This window comes from Lapillicoccus sp. (assembly GCF_046595215.1).
Lineage (GTDB): Bacteria > Actinomycetota > Actinomycetes > Actinomycetales > Dermatophilaceae > Lapillicoccus.
Genome location: NZ_JBKJPP010000134.1, coordinates 1 through 24790, shown reverse-complemented (window position 1 = coordinate 24790; position 24790 = coordinate 1). Strand labels below are relative to the sequence as shown.

General features: G+C 70.0%; 19 protein-coding genes and 1 pseudogene. 12 read left to right on the top strand and 8 right to left on the bottom strand.

All coding sequences use genetic code 11. From position 1 onward, the window contains the following. Positions 1–296 precede the first annotated feature (296 nt). The 6 genes and pseudogenes from ACLL9L_RS11815 to ACLL9L_RS11790 all read left to right on the top strand — a co-directional run bounded on the left by ACLL9L_RS11815 (position 297) and on the right by ACLL9L_RS11790 (position 7675). Positions 297–626 carry a hypothetical protein gene (locus tag ACLL9L_RS11815; RefSeq protein ID WP_411284859.1) on the top strand — a complete coding sequence of 110 codons (330 nt, stop codon included), beginning with the start codon at positions 297–299 and terminating at the stop codon, positions 624–626. Between the two features lie 174 nt (positions 627–800). After that, positions 801–2024, top strand: coding sequence for a thiolase family protein (locus tag ACLL9L_RS11810; protein ID WP_411284858.1), 1224 nt, complete (start codon positions 801–803; stop codon positions 2022–2024). Next, on the top strand, positions 2021–4186 hold the full coding sequence (locus ACLL9L_RS11805; protein ID WP_411284857.1) for a 3-hydroxyacyl-CoA dehydrogenase NAD-binding domain-containing protein: 2166 nt from the start codon (positions 2021–2023) through the stop codon (positions 4184–4186). The genes ACLL9L_RS11810 and ACLL9L_RS11805 overlap by 4 nt, the downstream gene beginning before the upstream one ends. Before the next feature lie 529 nt (positions 4187–4715). After that, a pseudogene (locus tag ACLL9L_RS11800) lies at positions 4716–4787 on the top strand (helix-turn-helix domain-containing protein); the annotation flags it as partial. A gap of 552 nt (positions 4788–5339) precedes the next feature. Continuing rightward, entirely contained in the window at positions 5340–6869 is a 1530-nt protein-coding gene (locus ACLL9L_RS11795; protein ID WP_411284856.1) for a helix-turn-helix domain-containing protein, read from the top strand. A gap of 26 nt (positions 6870–6895) precedes the next feature. After that, positions 6896–7675 (top strand): 3-hydroxybutyrate dehydrogenase, encoded by a 780-nt coding sequence (locus ACLL9L_RS11790; protein ID WP_411284855.1) that lies wholly within the window; start codon positions 6896–6898, stop codon positions 7673–7675. Between the two features lie 132 nt (positions 7676–7807). Here the strand turns inward: ACLL9L_RS11790 and ACLL9L_RS11785 are convergent, their stop codons facing one another. The 4 genes from ACLL9L_RS11785 to ACLL9L_RS11770 all read right to left on the bottom strand — a co-directional run bounded on the left by ACLL9L_RS11785 (position 7808) and on the right by ACLL9L_RS11770 (position 14062). Beyond that, positions 7808–8752: an alpha/beta hydrolase gene (locus ACLL9L_RS11785; RefSeq protein WP_411284854.1), complete on the bottom strand. Its 945-nt coding sequence runs from the start codon at positions 8750–8752 to the stop codon at positions 7808–7810. Positions 8753–9061: 309 nt separating this feature from the next. Next, positions 9062–10936, bottom strand: a complete 1875-nt coding sequence (gene dxs, locus ACLL9L_RS11780; RefSeq protein WP_411284853.1) for a 1-deoxy-D-xylulose-5-phosphate synthase — start codon at positions 10934–10936, stop codon at positions 9062–9064. Between the two features lie 73 nt (positions 10937–11009). Beyond that, entirely contained in the window at positions 11010–11984 is a 975-nt protein-coding gene (locus ACLL9L_RS11775; protein ID WP_411284852.1) for an SDR family NAD(P)-dependent oxidoreductase, read from the bottom strand. Between the two features lie 47 nt (positions 11985–12031). Next, positions 12032–14062: a glycogen debranching N-terminal domain-containing protein gene (locus tag ACLL9L_RS11770; protein WP_411284851.1), complete on the bottom strand. Its 2031-nt coding sequence runs from the start codon at positions 14060–14062 to the stop codon at positions 12032–12034. A 285-nt stretch (positions 14063–14347) separates the two neighbouring features. On the opposite strand from ACLL9L_RS11770, the gene ACLL9L_RS11765 reads away from it, so the two are divergent. From ACLL9L_RS11765 to ACLL9L_RS11740, 6 genes are all read left to right on the top strand, one after another. Then, entirely contained in the window at positions 14348–15355 is a 1008-nt protein-coding gene (locus tag ACLL9L_RS11765; RefSeq protein ID WP_411284850.1) for a LacI family DNA-binding transcriptional regulator, read from the top strand. 99 nt (positions 15356–15454) lie between these two features. Then, complete coding sequence (locus ACLL9L_RS11760) at positions 15455–16717, top strand: extracellular solute-binding protein (protein WP_411284849.1); 1263 nt, start codon at positions 15455–15457, stop codon at positions 16715–16717. 82 nt (positions 16718–16799) lie between these two features. Next, a complete protein-coding gene (locus tag ACLL9L_RS11755; protein WP_411284848.1) occupies positions 16800–17933 on the top strand; it encodes a carbohydrate ABC transporter permease in 1134 nt (377 codons plus the stop codon). Then, positions 17930–18847 (top strand): carbohydrate ABC transporter permease, encoded by a 918-nt coding sequence (locus tag ACLL9L_RS11750; protein ID WP_411284847.1) that lies wholly within the window; start codon positions 17930–17932, stop codon positions 18845–18847. Before ACLL9L_RS11755 ends, ACLL9L_RS11750 begins: the two co-directional genes overlap by 4 nt. 159 nt (positions 18848–19006) lie before the next feature. Beyond that, positions 19007–19243 (top strand): hypothetical protein, encoded by a 237-nt coding sequence (locus ACLL9L_RS11745; RefSeq protein ID WP_411284846.1) that lies wholly within the window; start codon positions 19007–19009, stop codon positions 19241–19243. Continuing rightward, positions 19236–19673: a hypothetical protein gene (locus ACLL9L_RS11740; protein WP_411284845.1), complete on the top strand. Its 438-nt coding sequence runs from the start codon at positions 19236–19238 to the stop codon at positions 19671–19673. Before ACLL9L_RS11745 ends, ACLL9L_RS11740 begins: the two co-directional genes overlap by 8 nt. Before the next feature lie 13 nt (positions 19674–19686). On the opposite strand, the gene ACLL9L_RS11735 is transcribed toward ACLL9L_RS11740, so the two are convergent. The 4 genes from ACLL9L_RS11735 to acnA form a co-directional block, all read right to left on the bottom strand. After that, on the bottom strand, positions 19687–20055 hold the full coding sequence (locus ACLL9L_RS11735) for a hypothetical protein (RefSeq protein ID WP_411284844.1): 369 nt from the start codon (positions 20053–20055) through the stop codon (positions 19687–19689). Between the two features lie 46 nt (positions 20056–20101). Continuing rightward, a complete protein-coding gene (locus ACLL9L_RS11730) occupies positions 20102–21481 on the bottom strand; it encodes a peptidase C39 family protein (RefSeq protein WP_411284843.1) in 1380 nt (459 codons plus the stop codon). Between the two features lie 3 nt (positions 21482–21484). Further along, the gene (locus ACLL9L_RS11725) at positions 21485–22879 is read right to left on the bottom strand and encodes a C39 family peptidase (protein ID WP_411284842.1); all 1395 of its coding nucleotides are present in this window, start codon (positions 22877–22879) and stop codon (positions 21485–21487) included. Positions 22880–23066: 187 nt separating this feature from the next. Beyond that, on the bottom strand, positions 23067–24790 hold a 1724-nt coding region (gene acnA, locus ACLL9L_RS11720), incomplete at its 5' end, for an aconitate hydratase AcnA (RefSeq protein ID WP_411284841.1).

Genomic DNA, 24790 nt, shown 5'->3' with positions numbered 1-24790 from the left:
TGTCTCGATCCCCGTTTCGCGACCCGTGGAACTCCGATGCCTTGCTCAACGCGGAACGGCAACAACGCGATCGACAACGACACGATCGGCGATACCGCGCCATTCGCCTCCAGGGCTCGCTCGTCGTGATGCTGGTCTGGCAGGAGCATCCCTCGACCTCGTCTGCAAAACGCCCGCTCACCGGGAAGGTGACCGGGCGGGTCTGTGCTCACGCAATCAGGCACTCGGACGTTCGACCCGGCTACGTCACCGCTTGTCGTTCGGCTTACGGACCCCCCCGGGCACGGTTGCCGCTGGTGCACGAGATCCGCTATGACGACGGCAATCTCGGTCTCACCTACACCGGTGTCACGGCCGGCGGCGGGTTCGAGGACGCCCTGTATGGCGTCGACGTCACACCGGTCGCAACCGTGAACGGGTCTCCGGCAGTCGCGTCCACCGTGCTGGGCGGCAACGGCACGGTGGCATGGGAGCCTGCACCCGGGCTGGTCGCTTACGTCGGCTGGAGCGGCGCCACGACCAGCGCCGTTCGCCTCGCCGAGCAAAGCCACAGCATCACGGCAGAACAGTGGCTGGCTCTCACGCCGCAGTTGGTGGACCAGCCGAACATCCTTGGCGGTCAGTGATCTGTCCCAACTGGAAGCGGCCTCACCTGCCTTGGGCCTTGTCGAGGAAGCTGATCCGGTGCCCCAGTGGCGACGCTCACACACGGCTGCGCGCAGCCCCCTGGTTACCGACGAGTAGCATCGGACCCGGGACCAGCCGGCCCCCCGCTCCCGATTGCCTTCAGGAGGCATCCCATGCCCCGCTCCTTGCGCGAGGTCGTCTTCGTCGACGGCGTGCGCACCCCGTTCGGCAAGGCCGGCGACAAGGGTGTCTACGCCCAAACCCGCGCCGACGACCTCGTCATCAAGTGCATCCGCGAGCTGCTTCGCCGCCACCCCGAGCTGCCCAAGGAGCGCGTCGAGGAGGTCGCCATCGCCGCGACGACCCAGATCGGCGACCAGGGCCTGACCCTCGGCCGCACGGCGGCGCTGCTCTCGGGGCTGCCCAGGACGACGCCCGGCTACTCCGTCGACCGGATGTGCGCCGGCGCGATGACCGCGGTGACCAACACCGCCTCCTCGATCGCGTTCGGTGCCTACGACATCGCCATTGCGGGTGGCGTCGAGCACATGGGCCGCCACCCCATGGGTGAGGGCGTCGACCCCAACCCGCGGATCCTCGCCGAGCAGATCGTCGACCCCTCCGCGCTCGTCATGGGCTCGACCGCCGAGAACCTCCACGACCGCTTCCCGCAGCTGACGAAGGACCGTTCCGACGCGTATGCCGTGTCCTCGCAGGACAAGCTCGCGCAGGCCTACCGCGACGGCAAGATTCAGCCCGACCTCGTCAGCGTGGCCACCCGCCATGCGGAGAAGGGCTTCGGCCTCGCCACGGTCGACGAGCCGCCGCGCCCCGGGACGACGCTCGAGAGCCTCGACGCCCTGAAGACCCCGTTCCGGCCGCACGGCCGGGTCACGGCGGGCAACAGCGCCGGGCTCAACGACGGCGCGACCGCCTGCCTCCTCGCCAGCGAGGAGGCCGCCACCGAGCTGGGTCTGCCGATCCGGATGAGGCTGGTCAGCTACTCGTTCGTCGGCGTCGAGCCGGAGGTCATGGGCATCGGCCCGGTCCCGGCCACCGAGAAGGCCCTGAAGAGCGCGGGTCTCGGTATCGAGGACATCGGCCTCTTCGAGCTCAACGAGGCGTTCGCGGTGCAGGTGCTCGCCTTCCTCGACCACTTCGGCATCGCCGACGACGACCCACGCGTCAACCAGTACGGCGGCGCCATCGCCGTCGGACACCCGCTCGCCTCGTCCGGCGTAAGGCTGATGACCCAGCTCGCCCGTCAGTTCGAGGACCACCCCGAGGTGCGCTACGGCGTCACCGCGATGTGCATCGGCATCGGGATGGGTGGCTCGTGCATCTGGGAGAACCCGCACCACGCCGACTACGGAACCGAGAAGGTGTCCTCAGCATGACCACGCCGACCCAGCCCACCCAGCCCCCAGCCGGCACCGGCGCGAGCACCTCGCCAGACCTCAGTGCCCTCTTCCCCGACGAGGTCATCACCTGGACCCCGGTCCAGGACGTCGACCTCCCCGGGGGCGCCGGCACCCTCGCCCTGGTCACGCTCGACAACGGGTTCGACCACACCAGGCCGAACACCTTCGGGCCGGCGACGCTCACCGGGCTCCAGGCGACGCTCGACCGACTTGCGCAGCGCGCGACCGCCGGTGAGATCCAGGCCGTCGGGGTGACCGGCAAGCCCTTCATCTTCGCGGTGGGCGCCGACCTCACCGGCGTGCCCAAGGTCACCGAGCGCCACCACGCCGTGGCCATCGCCCGGGCCGGCCACCGGGCCTTCGCGACGCTCATGGACCTCGAGGTCCCGACCTTCGCGTTCCTCAACGGCGCCGCGATGGGTGGGGGCGTCGAGATGGCCTTGTCGTGCGACTACCGCACCATCTCGGCGGGCGTCCCGGCGCTCGCCCTGCCAGAGACCTTTCTGGGGCTGGTCCCCGGGTGGGGCGGGTGCTATCTGCTGCCCAACCTCATCGGGCCCGTCGACGCGCTCAAGGTCATCATCGAGAACCCGATGAACACCAACCGAATGCTCAAGGGCCCGCAGGCTTTTGAGCTCGGCATCGCCGACGTGATGTTCGAGCCCGCCGACTTCCTCGAGGAGTCGCTCGCCTGGGCGGCGTCCGTCCTCTCCGGTGCCACGACCCTCGCGCGCCCTCAGGTCGAGCGCGACGAGGCCACCTGGGCCGCTGCAGCCGAGGCAGCCAAGGGTGTCGCGAACGTCAGGACCGGTGGCCAGTCCCCTGCGCCCTACCGCGCCATCCAGCTCGTCCTCGCCGCCCGCACCGCCTCTCGTGACGACGCCTTCGCCGCCGAGGACGAGGCCCTCGCCGACCTGCTCATGGGTGAGGAGCTGCGCGCCGGGCTCTACGCCTTCGACCTCGTCCAGAAGCGCGCCAAGCGGCCGGCCGGGACGCCGGACAGGGCTCTGGCGCGCCCGGTCACCAAGGTCGGCATCGTCGGCGCCGGGCTGATGGCGAGCCAGCTGGCGCTGCTGTTCGTCCAGCGGCTGGAGGTGCCGGTGGTCCTGACCGACCTCGACCAGGGCCGGGTCGACAAGGGCGTGGCCTTCGTGCACGCCGGGCTGGCCAAGCTCGCTGCCAAGGGCCGCCTCAGCCCGGACCGCCTCCGCCGATATCAGGCCCTCGTCACCGGCTCGACGTCCAAGGACGGCTTCGCCGACGCCGACGTCGTCATCGAGGCGGTCTTCGAGGAGATGTCGGTGAAGAAGCAGGTCTTCGCGGAGGTGGAGGCGGTCGTCAGTCACACGTGCGTCCTCGCCACGAACACCTCCAGCCTGTCGATCAGCGAGATGGCGTCGGGCCTGGCGCACCCCGAGCGAGTGGTGGGCTTCCACTTCTTCAACCCCGTCACCGTCATGCCGCTGCTCGAGATCATCCCCGGCGAGGGGACCGACGACGCGACCCTCGCCACCGCGTTCGCGACGGGCAAGACCCTCAGGAAGACATGCGTCCTCGTCAGGGACACCCCGTCGTTCATCGCCAACCGGCTGCTCGGCCGGCTGGCCAGCGAGATCGGCCGGATCGTCGACGGGGGCACCCCGATCGAGGTGGCGGACAGCGCCTTCGCCGGCCTCGCCCCGATGCCGCCGTTCGTCCTCTTCGGCCTCGTCGGACCAGCGATCGCCCTGCACAACCTCGAGACGCTGGCTCGCGCCTTCCCGGAACGCTTCCACGTCTCGGAGGGCTTCAGGGCCGTCGTCGCGGCGGGCAAGCCGGGCTTCTACACCTGGTCCGGGGGCAGGCCGGTCCTCGACCCGGAGGTCGCGGCGCTGCTGCCTGCTCCCGCCGAGCCGGTCCTGCTGCCTCCCACGGAGATCCGCGAGCGGGTCCTCGGAGCGCTCGCGCTGGAGGCCCGGATCATGCTCGACGAGGGCGTCGCGCAGGCACCGATGGACCTCGACCTCGCCATGATCACCGGCGCCGGGTTCCAGTTCTGGAACGGTGGACTGACCCCGCTGCTCGACCGCACCGGCATCTCTGAGAAGGTGACCGGGAAGCGGTTCCTCCCCCGGGGAGTCGCGAGCGTCCCCGTCTGACCGGGGACCCCACGAGCGACGAGGTATGCCGGGAACTCGCCTTCACGGCATACCTCGTCTTCGTTCTCGTGCTGATGGCAACGCCGCCGTTACCAGCGGCCGTCCGGCGCTGCAGCGAAGGTGATCCCCGGGGGACCGCGTCTGCGCCATCGTCTTGAGGACGTGGATGGTCTCTCGGTGAGCAGGCACGGTCGGACCATGGACGGTGGACTGGACTGCTACCGGCAGGGTGATCTCACTGTGTTAGCGGACGGCGGCTGTGAGTCGCCCGCGTCCACGGCGGGCGCTCCGTCAGGTGGTGGGCCGATGACATCGGTGAGGTGCCGCTGTTGCGGGCCAGATGCAGCGGGTGACCGATGCTCGCGAGCGGCGACAGCGGGTGAGCCGAGCACAGGTCATGCGTCGACCGACTGGTGAGTGATCGCGGATCCGGTATCGTCAAGGGGTGCCGAGCCGAGCCCCTGCCGTCATCAAAAACACCGAGCGATTCGCCGGGAACCTTGCGCGTCTCGCTCGATCCCACACCGGAATGTCACAGCGCGATCTGGCGGCCCGCTCGGGCGTCCCCCAATCCGTGATTGCCGCCATCGAGTCCGGCACCCGTCAACCGTCCTGGCCGCTGCTGTGCCGCATCCTGTCAGGCGCCGACCTGGAGCCCCGCGTGCACCTCGCGCCCTACGACGACCACGACGACGTCCTCGACCGACGCGCAATTGACGTCCCCGAAGCCCACCAGGGCGCTGTACGGGCCCAAGACGCGGCGCTGACCGTCGCCCCTCCCGCCAGTGAGCAACAGCCCGCCTCCCGCGGAAGAAGGGGGCGACTTCGACGGCGCGTCCATGTTCCCGGCCCACCACAGACGCCGACGTCACCCCGGAGACCAGCGCGGGCGCTCAAGGCTCGAATCCGTACGGACGCAGTCCCCGAGGGACAGCCGCCTTGTCGCTGACGCTCACCTACCCAACACGATGGCCAGCGTGGCGATGACCAGCCTGGTCGGCCAGATGGGTGACAGCTGAGCAGCTCGGGGACGAGCCCACGTACCATCACCCCTGTCCGGAAGAACTCAGCTGAAGAGCCAGCGTCTGGGTGGAGGGGACACGCCGACCCTGCCCTCGAACGGATTATCTCATATGTGAGATAGCCTCCGGGGATGACCGAGAACTACCTCGTCCGCATCGGCTCCCTCATCCGCGACGCGCGCCGACACAAGCAGATGACCCAGGCCGACCTCGCCAGGTCGCTGGCGACGAGCCAGAGCGCCGTCGCCCGGATCGAGCAGGGCCAGCAGAACCTCAGCCTGGAGATGCTCGCCCGGATCGGCGAGAGCCTCGACTCCGAGTTCGTCTCGCTCGGCCACTCCGGTGCCCAGCACCTGCGCATCGTCGGCGGCACCAAGCTGCACGGGTCGATCGACGTCAAGACGTCCAAGAACGCCGCCGTCGCCCTGCTCTGCGCGTCGCTGCTCAACCGGGGCAAGACGACCCTGCGCAGTCTCGCCCGCATCGAGGAGGTCAACCGGATCCTCGAGGTGCTCGGCTCGATCGGCGTCAGGACCCGCTGGCTGCCCGACAGCAACGACCTCGAGATCATCCCGCCGGACAAGCTCGACCTCGACGGCATCGACGTCGAGGCGGCGCGGCGCACCCGGACCGTCATCATGTTCCTCGGGCCGCTCATGCACGACTACCCACACTTCCAGCTGCCCTACGCCGGCGGCTGCGACCTCGGCACCCGCACGGTCGAACCGCACATGGCGGCGCTGCGCTCCTTCGGTCTCGACGTCACCGCGACGCACGGGTTCTACGACGCCCAGGCGGACCGCAGTGTCCGGCCAACGCGACCCATCGTCCTCACCGAGCGCGGTGACACCGTCACCGAGAACGTCCTGCTCGCCGCGGCCCGCAACGATGGCGTCTCGGTGATCCGCAACGCCAGCCCCAACTACATGGTCCAGGACCTGTGTTTCTTCCTCGAGAAGCTCGGCGTGCGGATCGAGGGCATCGGCACGACGACCCTGACCGTCCACGGCGTCGCGGAGATCGACGTCGACGTCGAGTTCGCGCCGTCCGAGGACCCCATCGAGGCGATGAGCCTGCTCGCCGCCGCCGTCGTCACCGACTCGACGATCACCATCCGCCGGGTGCCGATCGAGTTCATGGAGATCGAGCTGGCGACCCTCGAGGGGATGGGGATGACCTACGAGATCTCCGAGGAGTATCGCTCGGCCAACGGGCACACCCGACTCGTCGACCTCACGACGGTGCCCGGGCCGTTGCGCGCGCCGATCGACAAGATCCACCCGCTGCCGTTCCCCGGCCTCAACATCGACAACCTGCCCTTCTTCGCGCTCATCGCCGCACAGGCCGAGGGCACGACGATGCTCCACGACTGGGTCTACGAGAACCGCGCCATCTACCTCACCGAGCTCACCAAACTCGGCGGCCGGGTCAAGCTCCTCGACCCGCACCGGGTGCTCATCGAGGGTCCCACCCGTTGGCGCGCCGCCGAGGTCATGTGCCCGCCAGCGCTGCGCCCCGGCGTCGTCGTGCTGCTGGCGATGCTCGCCGCACCCGGCACGTCGGTGCTGCGCAACGTCTACGTCATCAACCGAGGCTACGAGGACCTCGCCGACCGGCTCAACGCCCTCGGCGCCACGATCGAGGTCTTCCGCGACATCTGAGTCTCGTGGCTGACTAGTCTCGAGCCATGTCACCGACCGAAGAGTCCCGGCTGGGCGCCCCGATCGACCTCTCGGGCCGGACCGCCATGGTCACCGGAGCCGCCAGCGGGATCGGCGCCGCAACCGTCGAGCGCCTCGTGGCCGCGGGCGCCGGCGTGTATGCCGTCGACCGCGACGAGGCGGGCCTGACCCGGTGTGCGTCGTTGGCCAGGGTGACCCCGCTCGTGGCGGACCTCGCCGACCTCGACGGGCTCGCGGCCCTGCCGACGGACGTCGACATCCTCGTCAACAACGCCGGGATCCAGCACGTGGCGCCCCTCGAGACGTTCCCACTGGAGCGCTTCGACCTCATCCTGCGGTTGATGCTGCACTCCCCCTTCCGCCTGATCCGGCAGTCCCTGCCGCACATGTATGCCCAGGGCTGGGGCCGCGTCATCAACGTCTCGAGCGCGCACGGTCTGCGGGCGAGCGAGTTCAAGGGCGCCTACGTCACGGCCAAGCACGGGCTCGAGGGCCTGTCCAAGGTCGTCGCCCTCGAGGGTGCCGCCAAGGGCGTGACAAGCAACTGCATCAACCCGGCATACGTCCGGACTCCCCTGGTGGAGAAGCAGATCGCCGACCAGGCGGCCACCCACGGCATACCCGAGTCGGAGGTCATGGAGAGCATCATGCTCGCCTCCGTCGCGGTCAAGCGGCTCATCGAACCCGCCGAGGTCGCGGACCTGGCCGCCTTCCTCTGTGGCCCGTCGTCCGCCTCGATCACCGGGGCGTCGATGAGCATGGACGGCGGGTGGACCGCCCGGTGACCCGGATCGGGCCGCGACCCCCTTGGCCCAGCGGCTTGCGCGGGTCGTGGAGGCGTTGGGGCACGGTGGCAGAAGCCGGACCACCCGGCGAGATGTCGGAGCGGCGGCGCCCCCCTGCGGAGGCCAGCGCCCTCAGCGGTCGGTGGGCCCCAGCGTCCGCTCGATCGCGTCGACAACCGCGGCCACTCCCCGGTCGCCGAGGATGATCGTGTAGTGGTTGGTGTCGGGCACTGCGGTGATCCGCACCTGAGCCGGCAGGTCCAGCGCCGCGATCCGGTCCTCGTCGTAGAGGCCCTGCGCCTCGTCCATGAGGCCACGCGCGGCCCACACCAGCTCGATCGGCACGCCGGCCGCAACGGCCTTCACCGCGGCGGAATGAGTCTGCCGATCGGCCAGGACGTCGGCGCCATCGGCCCTCACGGCCTCCAGCCGGCAGGAGCTCACCCACTCTCCCGTGCCGTCAGCGGCCGGGACGAGGTCGTGCAGGAGATATCGCCGCACCTCGGGACCCTGCTGACCGCTCAGTGCCGGCCCGACCGCCGGGTGCTCCCGCCAGAAGTCCACGTAGGCCTCCGGCCTGGCGAAGCGCATACTGAGCCGCGCCATGGCCGGACCGATGACAGCGTGCAGGACGGCGTCGACGTCCAGTCCCGGCGGTGGCGGGAAGGCGAACCCGCCGTCCACGAGCACGGCGCCGGAGACCCGGTCGGGGTGAAGGGCACTGGTGAGAGCGCACACGAAGGCGCCCATCGAGTGACCGACGAGGACCGGCCTGGCCCCGAGGACGTCGATGATGCTCACCAGGTCCTCGGCATGGGTCGCGAGCCCGTAGGGTCCGCCCGCGCCGCGGCTGTCGGCCCGGCCCCGCAGGTCGGGAGCGAGGAAGCGCACCGAGCCGGGACCTCGGCGTCGGGAGAGCTCATCCGCGACGCACTGCCAGCTCAGTCCGTTTGCGGTGATCCCGTGCACGGCCACGACGAGGGGGACGCTCCCCCCGGCGTCACCCCCCGTGAGGTCGTGGATGTCGAGGCTGCCCTCGGCCAGCTCGATGCGGAACCCGGCGGTGTCCCGGTCCATGGTCACTCTCCTCTGCGGACGGACCTGCGGCCCGGGCCGGTCAGCCCCGACGGGCGAAGTGGACGGCGAGGAGCAGACCCAGGATGAACAGCGGCTGCGACAGGACCTGCCTAAGCGCCTGGGGCAATGATGCCAGCGCCGAGGTCCTGGACACCCTCGTGCACCGTTGCACGAGTGCCCACCCCGCCATGGGGAGCGAGGCTACGGGAGGGACCAGGGCGCGTTCGTGGGGCGGCGGCCCCACAACAGCCTCCACCCGGATATGAATGCCCACCAACGGCCCCCCGCCCTGAGGGCCCGCGGAGGTGCTCACCGGTCGAGGGCCGCCGCGAGCTGGTCGGCGATGGCGTCGGGCGTCAGCCCGATCTCCTCGAGGACCTCACCCCTTGAGGCGTGTGCAAGGAACTGCTTCGGTATGCCGTGCAGGTGCACCGGCAGGTGCAGCCCCGCGTCGCGCAGCGCCTGGCCGACCTGCGACCCGACTCCCCCGATCACGAGGTTGTCCTCGATCACGGCCACGGCGCCGGCGTTCCGCGCGAGGCCGACGAGGTCGTCACTGACGGGGAGGCACCACCGGGGGTCGACGACCCGGGTCGTGCGCCCCTGGGCGGTGAGCTTGTCCGCGACCGACATCGCCGTGGTGGCCATCTCACCCAGCCCGACCAGCAGCAGGTCGACACTGGTGTCCGGGCCCGGCTCGAGGAGGACGTCGACGGTCCCCGCTGTGCGGACTGCAGGGAGAGGCGCAGGCAGGTTCTGCTTGGAGAAGCGGATGACGCTGGGGGCGTCGTCGATGTCGACGGCCTCCGCGAGGGCCCGGGTGAGCTCGCGGGCGTCACGCGGGGCGCACAGGTGCAGGCCGGGGACCAGGCCGGTGACCGACATGTCCCACATGCCGTTGTGCGACGCGCCGTCGGTGCCTGTCACGCCGGCCCGGTCGAGGATGAAGGTAACCCCCGCCCGGTGCAGCGCGCAGTCCATGAGCAGCTGGTCGAACGCCCGGTTGAGGAACGTCGCGTAGACACAGACGACGGGGTGCAGACCCCCGAAGGCCAGCCCCGAGGCCATGGTCACTGCATGCTGCTCGGCGATGCCGACGTCGAAGACTCGGTCCGGGTAGCGCTCGGCGAAGGTCCGCAGTCCGACGGGGATGAGCATCGCGGCCGTGATGGCGACGACGTCGTCCCGGTCCTGCGCGACGTCGAGCAGCGCGTCGCTGAACTCGTCGGTCCAGATCCGCCCCTTGATCTGCAGCGGCAGGCCGGTCTCGGGGTTGATCTTGTCGACCGCGTGGAATCGGTCCGCCTCGTCGTTGCGGGCCGGGTCGTAGCCCCTGCCCTTCTGGGTCAACACGTGCACGAGCACCGGACCGCCGAAGGAGCGGGCCTTGCGCAGCGCCGACTCGACGGCCGGCTCGTCGTGACCGTCGATCGGGCCGAGATATTTCAGCCCCAGGTCCTCGAACATCCCCTGCGGGGCGACGATGTCCTTGATCCCCTTCTTCATGCCGTGGACCGCGCCGTACATCACGCCGCCGATGACGGGCGTTCGCGACAAGGTGCTCTTGCCCCAGTCGAGGAAGGTCTCGTAGCCCCGCGTCGTCCGCAGGGTCGCCAGGTGGTCGGCGAGGCCACCGGTGGTCGGCGCGTAGGACCGCTCGTTGTCGTTGACGACGATGACCAGGGGCAGGTCCTTGTCCGCGGCGATGTTGTTGATCGCCTCCCACGCCATCCCGCCCGTGAGTGCCCCGTCGCCGATGACCGCGACCGTATGCCGGTCCCGCTGGCCCGTGAGGCGGCGCGCCTTGGCGATGCCGTCCGCCCACGACAACGACGTCGACGCGTGAGAGTTCTCGACGACGTCGTGCTCGGACTCGTCGCGGCTGGGATAGCCCGACAGCCCGCCCCTGGTCCGCAGCCCGCCGAAGTCCTGGCGCCCGGTGAGCAGCTTGTGGACGTAGGACTGGTGGCCGGTGTCGAAGACGACGGTGTCGTGCGGGGAGTCGAAGACCCGGTGGATGGCGATGGTCAGCTCGACGACCCCAAGGTTGGGCCCGAGGTGGCCACCGGTGCGCGACACGGACGTGACGAGGAAGTCCCTGATCTCCTGGGCGAGGGCCGGGATGTCGGCCGGGCTTATGGTCTTGAGATCGTCCGGTCCGTCGATCGAGTCGAGCAGTGCCACGGTGGTGCCGCTCCTTTCGGGAGGTCGCCCGAGTGTAGGCCGTCGCACCTCACCGATCGGGACCGGACCTCGATCAGCCGCTGCCGTCCGCGGCCTGCGCGGTCGCGGCGGTCACGAACTCCCACAGTCGCTCCAGGTCGACCTCACTCTCGACGCCGAGCGGGGCGGCGTAGTGGGTGGGGCGCGGCCGGCGGTCGCACCAGAACCTGCCGCTGGGGAGGCGCGCAGGGGTCCCCGCGAGCCAGACCACCGTGTCGGCACCCTGTTGCGGTGACCGCAGGAGCGGGCCGATCAGCCTGGCGAACCCCGGTAGGGCGTCGGTCACCCCGGGAGTGGCCGCCCAACCGGGGTGCATCGCCTGCACGTCGACGCCCCGAGGACCGAGGTCGGCCGCCCACAGCGGGGTGAGGGCGACCTGCATGCGCTTCGTGCGGGCGTAGGCGGTCACGCCGGAGTAGGTGCCCCGTTCGTACTCGAAGTCCGACGTCGGCAGCCGCTGGCCGTACATGCCACCGGACGAGACGACGACGACCCGTCCCCCTCCCAGGGTGTCCGCCAGCAGCGTCGTCATGAGGTGTGGTCCGAGGACATGGGTGGCCAGGGTGAGCTCATGGCCCTGCGCCGACGTCGTGCGCGCCGGCGGCAGGACGCCGGCGTTGTGGACGAGGGCGCGCAGCTGCGGTGTCCGCGCTGCGAACTCGGCGCAGAAGCCACGCACGGCGTCGAGGTCGCTCACATCGCACTCCGCCAGCTCGAAGCGACCCGTGGGCACCTGTTGGAGGGCCGCTGCCCGGGCGGTCACGAGGCGGTCGTGTCGCCGGCCGACGAGGTGCACGGTCGCACCCAGGCGGGCGATGCCGACTGCGGCCGCGAGGCCCAGTCCCCCGCTCGCCCCGGTGACGAGGACGTGCTCGCCGGCCAGAGCACCCGGCAGGACGTCTGGCGGCCACCAGTGCCGTCGCACGACGGGCCCGATCTTGGTGTAACCGAGCAGCAGCGACTTGTCCATGAGCCAGTCGAGCGGCCCGGCCAGCAGCGAGGGCTTCATGCCCAGAGCCTAGAAGGGCCGTTCCTCGGGACACGAGGGGAGGTACGTCAGTGGATGGTGACCGTCACATCGGCCGGGGCCGCCAGGACCGTGACGGCTCCGTCGTCCGCGACGTCGAGGTCGATCCGGCCGCCGCAGAAGCGCAGCCCCTCGACCCGCATGGGGCCGTAGGCCGAGGGCCGGACCGGGTGGAGGTGCAGGGTCCGAGCCGGTGCGTCCGGCCGCGCGCCGAGGGCCACGGTGAGCAGCGCCACGGCCGATGCGGCCGACCAGGCCTGGGGTCGGCACGAGGCCGGGTAGGGCGCAGGTCGACCCAGGGTTGCCTCCCCGGAGTAGAGCTCCGGCCACCGGTAGTCGAAGGCCTCCGCCGACGCCAGGAGGGTCCTCGCGACCCGCACCGCCTTGAGGGGCAGACCCTCGGCAGCCAGTCCGAGAGCAGTGATCGCCGTGTCGTGCGTCCAGATCGAACCCGTGTGGTAGCCAAGCGGATTGAACCCGGCGTTGCCCGACCCGAAGGTGCGCACACCGAACTCGTCGAGCAGCTCCGGCCCGACCAGGTGGGAGGCGACGGAGGCGACCTCGTCGGGGGCAAGCGCACCGGTGCCGAGGACGTGTCCCATGTTGGACCCGACGCCGTCGACCAGACGTCCTGCCCCGTCCACGGCAAGACCGAGGTAGGGGGTGGCTCCGTCATGCACCCAGTAGCGCCGGCGGATCCGCTCCGCCAGCGCGGCACGTCGTTCGCGCAGCTGGCTCGAGCCGTCCCGGCCGAAGGCGTCGAGCAGGCGGGCCGCGCACTCGAGGGCCTGCACGGCATACGCCTGCGCCTCGACGAGGGCGATGGGGGCGACGGCGATGCTGCCGTCGCGGAAGCGGATGGCGTCCCCCGAGTCCTTCCACCCCTGGTTGGCCAACCCGGTGCCCGTCTCGTCGAGATATTTCAGCAGGCCGTCCTCGTCGGGCATGGCGTCGGTCACCAGCCAGTCCACCGCTGCCTCGAGCGGGTCCAGCAGCCCTGCCACGTCCTCCTCTGGCAGTCCCCACTGCCACGCGTCGTGCAGGAGCAGGACCCACAGGGCCGTGGCGTCGACCGTGCCGTAGTAGACGGCCGGCAGCGCCAGGCCGGACTGCGTGTCGAGATGGGGGACGCGCCGGACCTCGTGCGGGATCTTGCCGGGGGCCTCGGCAGACGCGTCGTCGTAACGGACCCCCTGACGACGGGCCAGCGTCCTGAGGGTGCCCCGCGCGAGCTCCGTGCCGATGGGCAGGGTCATCCGTGCCGCCCAGATCGAGTCGCGACCGAACAACGTGAGATACCAGGGGGTTCCAGCTCCCGCGAACACGTCCTGCGGCGCCATCGGGTCGGTGAGCAGGAGCGCTCGCAGGTCCTGGACGGCGCTGTCCACCGTGGGGCTGAGCCGCGGGTCGGCGCCACTCACGCACACGTCGTCCCACGCGACGAGGTGCCCGCCAGGATCGGCATCCAGCTGCGACGCGAGCCGCCGATGGGCGAGGAGGTGCAGGCGCACCGTGTGCGCCTGCTGAGGCTCGAGGCGGACGGCGAAGGAGGCGACGACGCAGCCCTCGTCGACCGCGACCGAGCTGGGGACGGGTTCGAGGCGTGTCACGTAGTCGTGCCACGGCGCGGTGAAGCGCGCGCCTGACGCGTCGATGGCCGGCTCGAGCGGCACGAGGTCGGCCCGACCGGTCTTGACGGCGCTGATGGCTGCAGCATCCACGGCATACCTGATGGCCACGACGGTCTCGATGGGCTCGGTCGACCGCGAGGTGATGACCACCGACTCGACCATGCCGCCGGTCACGAGTCCCCGGCTGCGGCGGACCTCGACGACCGGGTCGGGAGTCAGCGAGCCCAGGTTGCGGGCCGACGCGAGGAACTCCGCGGCCCCGCCGAGGGCCCCGTGCGCGACCCGACTCGGCGTCTCTCCCCCGACGGTGAGGCTGAGCTCACTCAGGGCCCGACGGTCATCGACATAGAGCCCGGCTGCGGTGTCGGGCCGCATGTCGCCCCCCGCGTCCGACACGGCCGTGACGTTGCCGAGGACGCACACCGTCATCTCGTGGAGCCATGGTTGGCGGGATGCGGCTGGCGACATGGGGTCAACTGCCCTTCGGCTGGGAGAGAGGCGCGCTCGGTCGTGCGGTGGCAACGGGTCGACCATCCGGCTCCGGCACCGAAGGGTGTCACGTCAGCAGTTGCCGAGGGTCTTGACACCCGATGCCGTTGTGGGGAAACTTCAACCCTCACCATATGAACGTTCAAACCGATGTCAAGTGCGGGTCGATATGAACGATCAACAGGGACGCGGAGTCGACGACGCCTTCGGAAAGGGTGCGATCTCATGCGCGGACAACGGCGCGAACGAGCGACCCTCGTCGATGTTGCCAAGGCCTCCCGGGTCTCGCGCCAGACCGTCAGCAACGCGATGAACAACCCCGACCGGGTCGCTCCCGAGACCCTCGAGCGGGTCCGGGCCGAGATCGCCCGGCTCGGATTCCGCCCCAACCGGGCCGCCCGGTCGCTGCGTCGACAACGGGCGAACGCCATCGGCTTCCAGGTCGAGCAGGCAGCCGGGCGGCCCGTCGGCAACATCCTCGACCCCTTCCTCTCCGCCCTGACCGCCTCGGCGCAGGCGGACGACGCCCACCTCATCACGTTCGTCGCCGACGACGAGCGGGTCCTGCGCACCTACGACCGGCTGTTGGCCACCCAGGTCGTCGACGGGTTCGTCCTGACCCACACCCGGCACGCCGACCCTCGCGCTGCGTGGCTGCGCGAGCGTGAGGTGCCCTTCGTGTCCTTCGGGCGGATCTGGGACGACCCGACCGTCACCTCGTGGGTCGACGTGGACGGGCGGGCCGGCACCGTCGCCGGGGTCGAGCACCTGCGGGACCGCGGATACCGGCGCATCGCGTGGCTCGGCTGGCCGGGCGGCTCACCTGTCGGGGACGAGCGCCGCAAGGGGTGGGCCGATGCCACTGCCGATCTCGACCAGGACGCAGGGCTCCTGTCCGGGACCACGCCGCAGGACGCGCTGCAGGCCTCGGCCGCCACTGACCGGCTCCTCGACGCTCTCGAGCCCGGCGACGCGATCGGGTGCGTGTCCGACATCGTCGCGCTGGGTGTCACCCTGGCGATGAGCCGGCGCGGACTCCGCCCCGGCGCGGACATCGGGGTCATGGGCTTCGACGACGGCGGGATCGCCGAGGTCTTCGACATCAGCACCGTGCGTCAGCCTCTCGAGGACATCGCCGATGCCCTCGTCCGGATGCTCGAGCAGCCCACCGAACCGAGCGAGGGCCTGATCATCGTCCCCGCGGTCGTCCCTCGAGCCAGCACGTCGAGGTAGCCGCCCGACGACCTCAGACGCCACCACCTCCCCGCTGCCATTCCTCCACCGTCCCGAACCACCGCACTCCGGCGTCCTGCCGGGTAAAGGAGAACCACGATGCAGTCCATGACAACCCGGCCGGCGCGAGCCACACTCATCCTCTGCGCGGTCGGGTCACTGACCCTCGCGGCATGCTCGGGCGGCGGCGGCTTCAGCCAGCCGGCCGCCACCCAGGCGCCGGCCAGCGGGCCTGTCGCCCTCACGATGATGATCGGCAGCTCGGGCGACGCCGAGACGAACGCGGTCAAGGCCGCCACGGCCGCCTGGGGCACCAAGACCGGCAACACCGTGCAGGTCATCGCCGCCGACAACCTCGACCAGCAGCTCGGTCAGGGATTCGCAGGCGGGACTCCCCCGGATGTCTTCTACGGGGCGGACACCCGGATCGGGGACTTCGCCAAGGCGGGCAACCTCTACGCCTACGGCGACCAGCTCACCAACGCCAAGTTCCTGCCGAGCCTGGTCCAGACCTTCACCTACGAGGGCAAGCTCCAGTGCGCGCCCAAGGACTACTCCACGCTCGCCCTCGAGATCAACACCGACCTCTGGACCAAGGCCGGCCTCACGGACGCCGACATCCCCAAGGACTGGGCGAGCCTGGAGACGGTCGCCAAGAAGCTCACGTCGGGGGCCGTCACCGGCCTCGTCATCGGCAACGACATCAACCGCGGCGGCGCGTTCATGAAGCAGGCCGGCGGCTGGGTCATCTCGAGCGACGGCAAGAAGATGACCGCCGACACCCCGGAGAACCTCGCTGGCCTCCAGCAGATCAAGAAGATGATGGACGCCGGGACGCTGAAGTTCAACACCGACACCACGCCGGCCGCAGGGTGGGGCGGCGAGGCCTTCGGCAAGGGCATTGCCGCCATGACGATGGAGGGCAACTGGATCAAGGGCGGGATGCAGAAGGACTACCCCGCCCTGAAGTACAAGGTCGTCGAGATGCCGACCGGGTCTGCCGGCAAGGGGACGCTGAGCTTCAGCAACTGCTGGGCGATCGCCGCCAAGAGCAAGTACCAGGCCGCCTCCGTCGACCTGGTCACCTTCCTCACCAGCACCGAGCAGCAGCTCGCCTTCGCCAAGGCCTTCGGCCCGATGCCGTCGACCGAGGCGGGGATCGCCGAGTTCAAGAAGCAGTACCCCGCTGACGCCCCGTTCGCCCTCGGCGCCGACTACGGGCAGGGCGCGGTCAACGCCCCGGGGATGGACCCGGTGATGAAGGCCTTCAACTCCAAGATGGCCACCCTCAGCAAGAGCGGAGACCCCAAGGCGATGCTCGCCGACCTCCAGAAGAACGGCGACGCGGCCCTCAAGGGCTGACGGACCCACCCCCCACCGCGAGCGAACGGCATACGGACTGCGCAGAGGTCGAGTCCGTATGCCGTTGGCGGAAGAGAGAGCCATGACCCGCACCAAGGGCGGGATCCACGGGCGAGAGGGTGTCGCCGGGTGGATCTTCACCGCCCCGATGATCATCATCCTCGGGGTGTTCCTCTTCGTCCCCGTCGTCATGGCCCTGTGGGTCAGCGTGACGAACTGGACGGGAAACGTCGACCCCTTCGGCGGTGGGCCCAACGCGACCTTCGTCGGCGCCTCCAACTACACGGACCTGTTCCTCAAGGAGGGGCTGACCCGGCAGACCTTCATGCAGTCGATCGGCAACACGTTCTTCTACGTGCTGCTCGTCGTGCCGCTGCAGACGATGACGTCGCTGCTGCTGGCCCTCGTCGTGAACAACAAGCTGCTCAAAGGCAAGAGCTTCTTCCGGACCGCCTTCTACTTCCCGTCCGTGACGAGCTCGATCGCGATCTCGACGGTCTTCCTCTTCCTCTTCTCCAACTCCGGCGCCGTCAACGGCTTCCTCAAGATCTTCGGTATCACCGGGCCCCAGTGGTTCGGTGACTCGCGCGGGCTGCTGCACCTGTTCCTCGGACTCTTCGGCGCGGACAACCCGTCGTGGGCCCAGGGTCAGATCTTCGGCCGCAGCCTCTGGGACTGGCTCTCCGGGCCGTCGGTCGCGATGTGCGTCATCATCATCCTCGCGATCTGGACGACGACGGGCACCTTCATGCTGATGTTCCTCGCGGCCCTGCAGGACATGCCGGTCGAGGTCGACGAGGCGGCGGCGCTCGATGGCGTCTCGGCGTGGCAGAAGCTGCGCCTCGTGACGATCCCGATCCTGCGCCCGGCGATCTTCCTCGTCGTCACCCTCGGGCTGATTGGCACCTGGCAGGTCTTCGACCAGATCTACGTCATGGGCAAGGGCAACCCGGACGGGACGACGATGACCCCCGCGTTCCTGTCCTACAACCAGAGCTTCACGTCGATCAAGTACGGCTCCGGAGCCGCCATGGCCTTCATCGTCTTCCTCATCATCGTCGTGCTGACCTGGTTCCAGCGGCGGGTCATGCGTGAGGACAAGAAGCCGAGCCGATGGCGTCGGCGCAGCGCCGTCCTGGCGGACGCCGGCGCGTCGGGCGCCGGCGGGTCGGGCGCCGCCCCCCTCGCAGAAACCACGACAGGATCACGGCGATGAGCACGAGCACCCGCACACCCACGAAGGACTCGGCCCAGACGGTCCACGACGAGGACCTGCGGCACGTGCGCAACGCCGGCCGCAAGAAGCTCGCCGGGTATGCCGTGCTGGTCCTCTTCTCGGTCATCTACCTCTACCCCTTCCTCATCCAGATCGCGACGTCGTTCAAGAGCGACCCACAGGCCAGCGCCACCCCGCTCTCGATCATCCCCAACCCGTTCGACCTCTCGGCCTGGAAGCGGATGTTCGGGCTGACCCCCGACAGCTCGATCCCGATCATGACGTGGCTCGGCAACTCGGTCCTGGTCACGGTCATCGTCACAGCGGCGCGGGTGTTCCTCGACAGCCTTGCCGGCTATGCCCTGTCCCGGCTGCACTTTCGCGGCCGGGGGGTTCCTCTTCGCCGCGGTCCTGGCTGTGATGAGCGTCCCCGGCGTCGCGCTGCTGTGCCGAAGTTCCTCATCGTCACCTACCTCGGCCTCTACGACACGTATGCCGCGATGATCCTGCCGCTGCTCGTCGACGCCGCGGGCGTCTTCATCATGAAGCAGTTCTTCGACTCGGTCCCGATCTCGATCGAGGAGGCCGCGCGGATGGACGGCGCGGGGGTGTTCCGCACCTTCTGGTCCGTCGTGCTCCCGATGGCCCGGCCCGCGCTGATCACCCTGACGATCCTGTCCTTCCAGGGCTCGTGGAACGAGTTCAGCCACTTCCTGGTCGTGACCCAGAGCCCCGAGCACAAGACGCTGATCACCGGACTGGCCGGCCTGGCCAGTGGCTCGCTCGGCTCCGGCACCCAGTTCCCGCTGAAGATGGGCGCCGCACTGTTGACGACGATCCCGGTCGCCATCCTCTTCTTCGTCTTCCAGCGCCACTTCGTCAGCGGAGCGAACGAGGGCGGCGTCAAGGGGTGATCCCCCGAGCCGGTGCGGCTGAGTCGCCGGGCAGATTATTGATCGTGTCGGGCCCTGATCTCCGACGGTGGGACCCATGCCACACTCGTCGCGAGTCTGGGTGGGACCTGTTGCACAATGGCACGCACGCACGTCCACGCGACCTCACCAGGAGCACCCATGAGCACCACGACCTCGAATGACACCACCTCATTTGCCGACTTCGGCCGCGACATGTGGTCCTACCTGACGGGCAAGGAGGCCACCATCGACTATACGTTCGTCGACATGTCCATCGAGGTCCCGCGCACGACCGGTCCGGACAGCGACCGGGCGACCTGGAAGCTGAACGGCACCCTGCGGATCACCACCTCCGACAAGGACAACCGCGGCGCCGCCAACGGCCACGGTGCCTGACTCCAGCCCGGGGCGGCCCCTCACCGTCGTCGCCGACCTGCGCTTCGAGGTCAGCGACGACGAGGGGTCGACGACGGCCCACCTGAGCAGCGAGCACGAGGGCCTCGTCCTCGACGTCGACCACCTGTCGACGATGCTGCGGTGCATGCCCGGTCGAGGTCTGACCCGTGATCTGCCCGTCGCCGTCCCCCGCGATCTCTTGGCAGGAGCCCAGCTGCGTCTCACCTCGCAGGGTCGGGACCTGGGCCGGGTCAGGCTCTCCCCGCGTGGCCGGATCCGGGTGCGGCCGACGGGAAGTGGGGTGCTGGTCGCCGTCCGGACCGCCTCGTCCAATGTCCCCGGCCGCAGCGTGGCGTGGGCCCTGGCCACGGTCGCGGCCCTCGTTGCCGGGTGGACGGCGTGGGCTCGCCAGCGTCGACAGCCCCGCTGACGGACGGCGTCCTTCACAGGCGCGGGATGAACCGCTTGCCCTGCATCGCCTCGAGCACCAGGGCTGCGCTGCGCTTGGCCGCCACCAACCTCAACCCCTCCACCTCGAGGTTGGCCATGATCTCCGCCAGCGCTTCGGTCGTGACGCGATCGCCGAGCTCGACCCGCGCCTCGCGATAGGCCTGCCGCATCGCCGACACCTGTCCGTCGATGTGCCGGTCGGCGAGCCACGCGAGGGCGACCGGGTTCTTGCGCCACCCGGCATACGCGCGATAGTCCGGTGGGCAGTGGTCGAGCAGCCAGAGGACGGCCTTGTCCTCCCACCCGGGCGTGTGCGCGGGGGGGACGGGCCTCGGCCAACCGGGCGGGACTGCGGAGCTCACCCCCACAGTCTCTCAACCGCACGGAGCGCCCCGGGACCGGTGGGCCTCAGCGCCGCCGCACCGGACGGATCGGCACGATGACGCCAGAGCTGACGGGCCAGTTCGGCTCGCGCGGGGGCTGCGGCAGCTTCACGTCCGGGGGGTAGATGACGTATGCCGTGCCCCCCGACCGCGGGATCCACACGTTCTCGAACTGGGCCCGCTGGTAGACCGTGCGCACCTGGGCGTTGCTGGCGATGAGGTGGCTCGCCGGGTCGTTGACGATGACGTCGCCGTTCGCGGTGAACCCGACGATGACCATCAGGTGACCGGCCGTGCCGTAGCCCGCGCCGGTCAGCTCGGTGCGCGAGAAGGAGACCGAGACGATGACCGGGATGCCGGCCTTAATGAAGACCTCCGCCTCGGCGAGCGACCGGAGCCGCGTCACGAACGCCCGCAGCCCGAACCGGGCGACGTAGGCGGTGTTGAAGGGCCAGTTGCCACAGCCGCTGTAGGTGTAGTCGAAGACGTTGCGGGCGGCGTAGTCCACCTGGCTGTCGACCCAGGGCGTCACCCAGCTGACGTCGGCCCCGTTGGGCCCGGTGCCCCAGTAGCCGAGGACCATCGCCGACGAGGTCGCCGAGCACCACGCCTCACCGCCGTTGTTCCACTCCGGGTAGTGGCCCCGGTGGACCTCCTGCGAGAGTGCCGGCACGTTCAGCGTCACGCCCCGGGCGACCCCCGGCGCGCTGACCGGCACGGTCGTCCCGGCCGGCAGCGCAGAGGCGACCGCACCGACGAGCCGCACCGTCGGGGACGTCGTCGCACCGATCGGACGCAGGAGCGTGACGCGCACCGACCAGGACGTCAGGCTCAGCCCGCCGAGGAGGCTGAGCGTGTCGGTGTCCATCCTCGCGAGGGCGTTGACCTGACCGTCGACGGAGCAGCGGTGGATCGCGCCGCCCTGGGCGGGGTCGTTGCTGCACCAGCGACCGACGACGAACCAGCCCGAGAAACCGCCCGAGGTCGTGCCCCCGATCGACACCTCGACCCAGGTGCCGTCCGGGGTGTCGGCGTCCCACGAGGCGATGGCCTGGGTGAGGCCGAAGCCCGGGGAGACTGCGGGCGAGGTCCAGGTGGCCGTGTCGTAGGTCCGGGTCACGCCGCCCGGGAACGGATCGGTGTAGACCCGTTGCCCGACCGAGCCGGCGAGGACGAGCCCGGCCGCCGTCGCCCGGGTCCCGGAGTGCGAGCCCTGCTCGAAGTCCGGTCCGGCCCAGCAGCGGAAGGCGATCCGCCGTGCCGGCGGTGCGGCGGACGCGGCCGGAGCCGTCGCGACCGCGCTGCCCACCCCGAGCACGGCTGCGGCGCCGAGGCCTGACCCCAGCACCGCGCGGCGGCTCACCCCTGCTGTCGGCATCGGCCGCAGCTCTCCACGATCAGCCATGACTCACCAGTTCGGTTCGGAGGGCACGAGCGGCCGCGGCAGCGACACCCGCAAGGGATGGACGACGTATGCCGTGCCGCCGGAGTGCGGCACCCACGCGTTCTCGAGCTGGTCGCGACGGTAGGTCGTGCGCACCTGGCCGTTGTCCTTGATCAGGTGTGACGCCGGGTCGTTGACGACGACGTCCCCGCTCGTGGTGAACCCGACGACCACCATGAGGTGACCGCTGGTGCCGTAGCCCGCCCCGTCGAGCTCGCCCTTGGCGAACGAGACCGAGATGATCACGGGGATCCCCGCGCGCACGAGCTCCTCCGCCTCGGTCAGGCTGCGCAGCCGGGTGACGAAGGCCTCGAGACCGTAGCGCCCGGCATACGCCGTGTTGAACGGCCAGTTGCCGGCGCCGTCATAGGTGTAGTCGAAGATGCTGCGGGCTGCGAAGTCGACCTCGGCGTCCACCGGGGGGGTGACCCACGCGAGGTCGGCCGGTCCGGGTCCGGCGCCCCAGTACCTCAGCACCATGGCCGTCGACGTCGCCGAGCACCACGCCTCGCCGCCGTTGTCCCACTGCGGGTAGTGGCCGACGTGGACCTCCTGCGACAAGGTGGGCACGTCGAGCGTGCGCCCGGCGGCGCGGCCGAGCGGGCTGACCGCCACCGTGGTCTCGTCCGGCAGTCTGGACGCCACGGCGCCGATCATCCGCAGCACCGGCGTCTGGCGGCTGCCCCGCGGCCGCAGGAGGTTGACCTGGAGCTGGTAGTCGTGGAGGCGGTGCGGGTCGTAGAGGTGGAGCGTGTCGGTCCAGACGTTGGCGAGATCACTCTTCTGGCCGTCGACCGACGTGCGGTGGATCGCCCCCCCGTCGGCCGGGTCCTCGGCGCACCAGCGACCGAGGACGTACCACCCCGAGCGGGTGCCCGCCTCGTCCGTGCCCCGGACGAGCACCTCGACCCAGGTCTGGTCGGGGGTCTCGACGTTCCACGACGCGATGAGCTCGGTGAGGTCGAACGGCGTGCGGACCACGGGTGACGTCCACGACGCCTCGTCGTAGCTGATCGCCACACCGCTGCCGAACGGGTCGACGTGGTCCCGCGTGCTCGTCGGGCGCGAGATCCGCACGCCCTCGTCCCGCAGCACGGCCCCCTGCATGGACCCGCGCCGCAGAGCGTCGTCGGAGAAGCGGGTGAACTGCGTGTGGTGTTCGCCCGGCCCGGCCGGGCCCGGCCGGCCACCCGGGCCTCTGCGCCGTTCGTGCCCGGACGGACCGGCATACGCCGCCGGAGCGCTCGCCAGCGATCCCGCCACCCCGAGCGCCGATGCGGCGGCCAGACCCGAGCCGAGCACCGCGCGGCGGCTGAGGCCGGTTGTCTGCGGTCTGGGCACACCACCACGATCAGCCATCGGGTTCACCCTTCGGTTTGCCTACAAATCACGTGATACCGGGGCTTATCCTAGAACCTCAGTGCCGTCTCCGCAGCCCGAAATGCCCTTTTGCCGCTCTCCCTCCGGACGATCATTGCGGGGACGACAGCGGCCCGCCTCCCCGGTGGGGGTGGCGGGCCGTCGTGGCGGGCGTGCGGTGCGCGGGTCAGCTCGTCACGAGGGAGCGCAGGACGTATTGCAGGATCCCGTCGTTGCGGTAGTAGTCCGCCTCCCCGGGGGTGTCGATGCGCAGCACCGCATCGAACTCGACGGGCTCCCCGCCCTCCTTGGTCGCGACGACCTTGACCGTCTTGGGCGTCATCCCCTCGTTGAGCGCCGTGATCCCGCTGATCGAGATGGTCTCGGTGCCGTCGAGGCCGAGGGAGTCGGCGTGCTGGCCCGCGGGGTACTGCAGCGGCAGGACGCCCATGCCGATCAGGTTCGAGCGGTGGATCCGCTCGTAGCTCTCGGCGATGACGGCCTTGACGCCCAGCAGTGCGGTGCCCTTGGCGGCCCAGTCGCGGGAGGACCCGGAGCCGTACTCCTTGCCCGCGAGGACGACGAGGGGGATGCCGGCGTCGAGGTAGTGACGGCTGGCCGCGTAGATGGAGGTGACCTCGCCGCCGGCGGTGAAGTCGCGGGTGACGCCACCCTCGGTGCCCTCGGCCAGCTGGTTGCGCAGCCGGATGTTGGCGAAGGTCCCGCGGATCATGACCTCGTGGTTGCCACGGCGCGAGCCGTAGGAGTTGAAGTCACGCGACTCGACACCGTGCTCGGCGAGGTAGCGACCGGCCGGGCTGTCCTTCTTGATCGCGCCGGCGGGGCTGATGTGGTCGGTCGTGACCGAGTCACCCAGCTTGAGCAGCACGCGGGCGCCGGTGATGTCCTCGACCGGGGACGGCTCGTGGGGCATGCCGTCGAAGTACGGAGGACGCCGGACGTAGGTGGAGCTCTCGTCCCACTCGAAGGTGTTGCCCTCGGGCGTCTGCAGCGACTGCCAGCGCTCGTCTCCCGCGAAGACGTCCTTGTAGGACTCGTCGAACATCTCGGAGTTGATCGCCATCGCGATCGTCTCCTCGACCTCGGTGGGGCTGGGCCAGATGTCCTTGAGGAAGACGTCGTTGCCGTCCTGGTCCTGACCGAGCGCGTCGCCGAACAGGTCGAGGTCCATCGAGCCGGCCAGCGCGTAGGCCACCACGAGCGGCGGCGACGCGAGATAGTTCATCTTGATGTCGGGGTTGATCCGACCCTCGAAGTTGCGGTTGCCCGACAGCACGCTGGTCACGGCCAGGTCGGCCTCGTTGACCGCCGCCGACACCTCGGGGATGAGGGGGCCGGAGTTGCCGATGCAGGTCGTGCAGCCATAGCCGACGAGGTTGAAGCCGAGCTTGTCGAGGTACGGCGTGAGGCCGGACTTCTCGTAGTAGTCACTGACCACCTTGGAGCCCGGAGCGAGCGTGGTCTTGACCCACGGCTTGCGCGAGAGACCCTTTTCGACGGCCTTCTTGGCGAGCAGGGCCGCAGCGATCATCACGCTGGGGTTGGAGGTGTTGGTGCAGGACGTGATCGCCGCGATCGTGACGGCGCCGTGGCCGATCTCGAACTCCTGGCCGTCGAGGTTGACGGTCGCCTTGGCGTCCTTGTTGTCCGTGTAGTCGCCAAGGGCCGTCTGGAAGCTGGCCTGCGCGTTGGAGACCTCCACGCGGTCCTGGGGCCGCTTGGGGCCGGCGAGGCTGGGCACGACGGTGGAGACGTCGAGCTCGAGCTTCTCGGAGTAGCGCGGCTCGGCGCTCGGGTCGTGCCAGAGGCCCTGCTCCTTGGCGTAGGACTCGACGAGCGCGAGCTGCTCCTCCGGGCGACCCGTCAGGCGGAGGTAGTCGATGGTCTGCT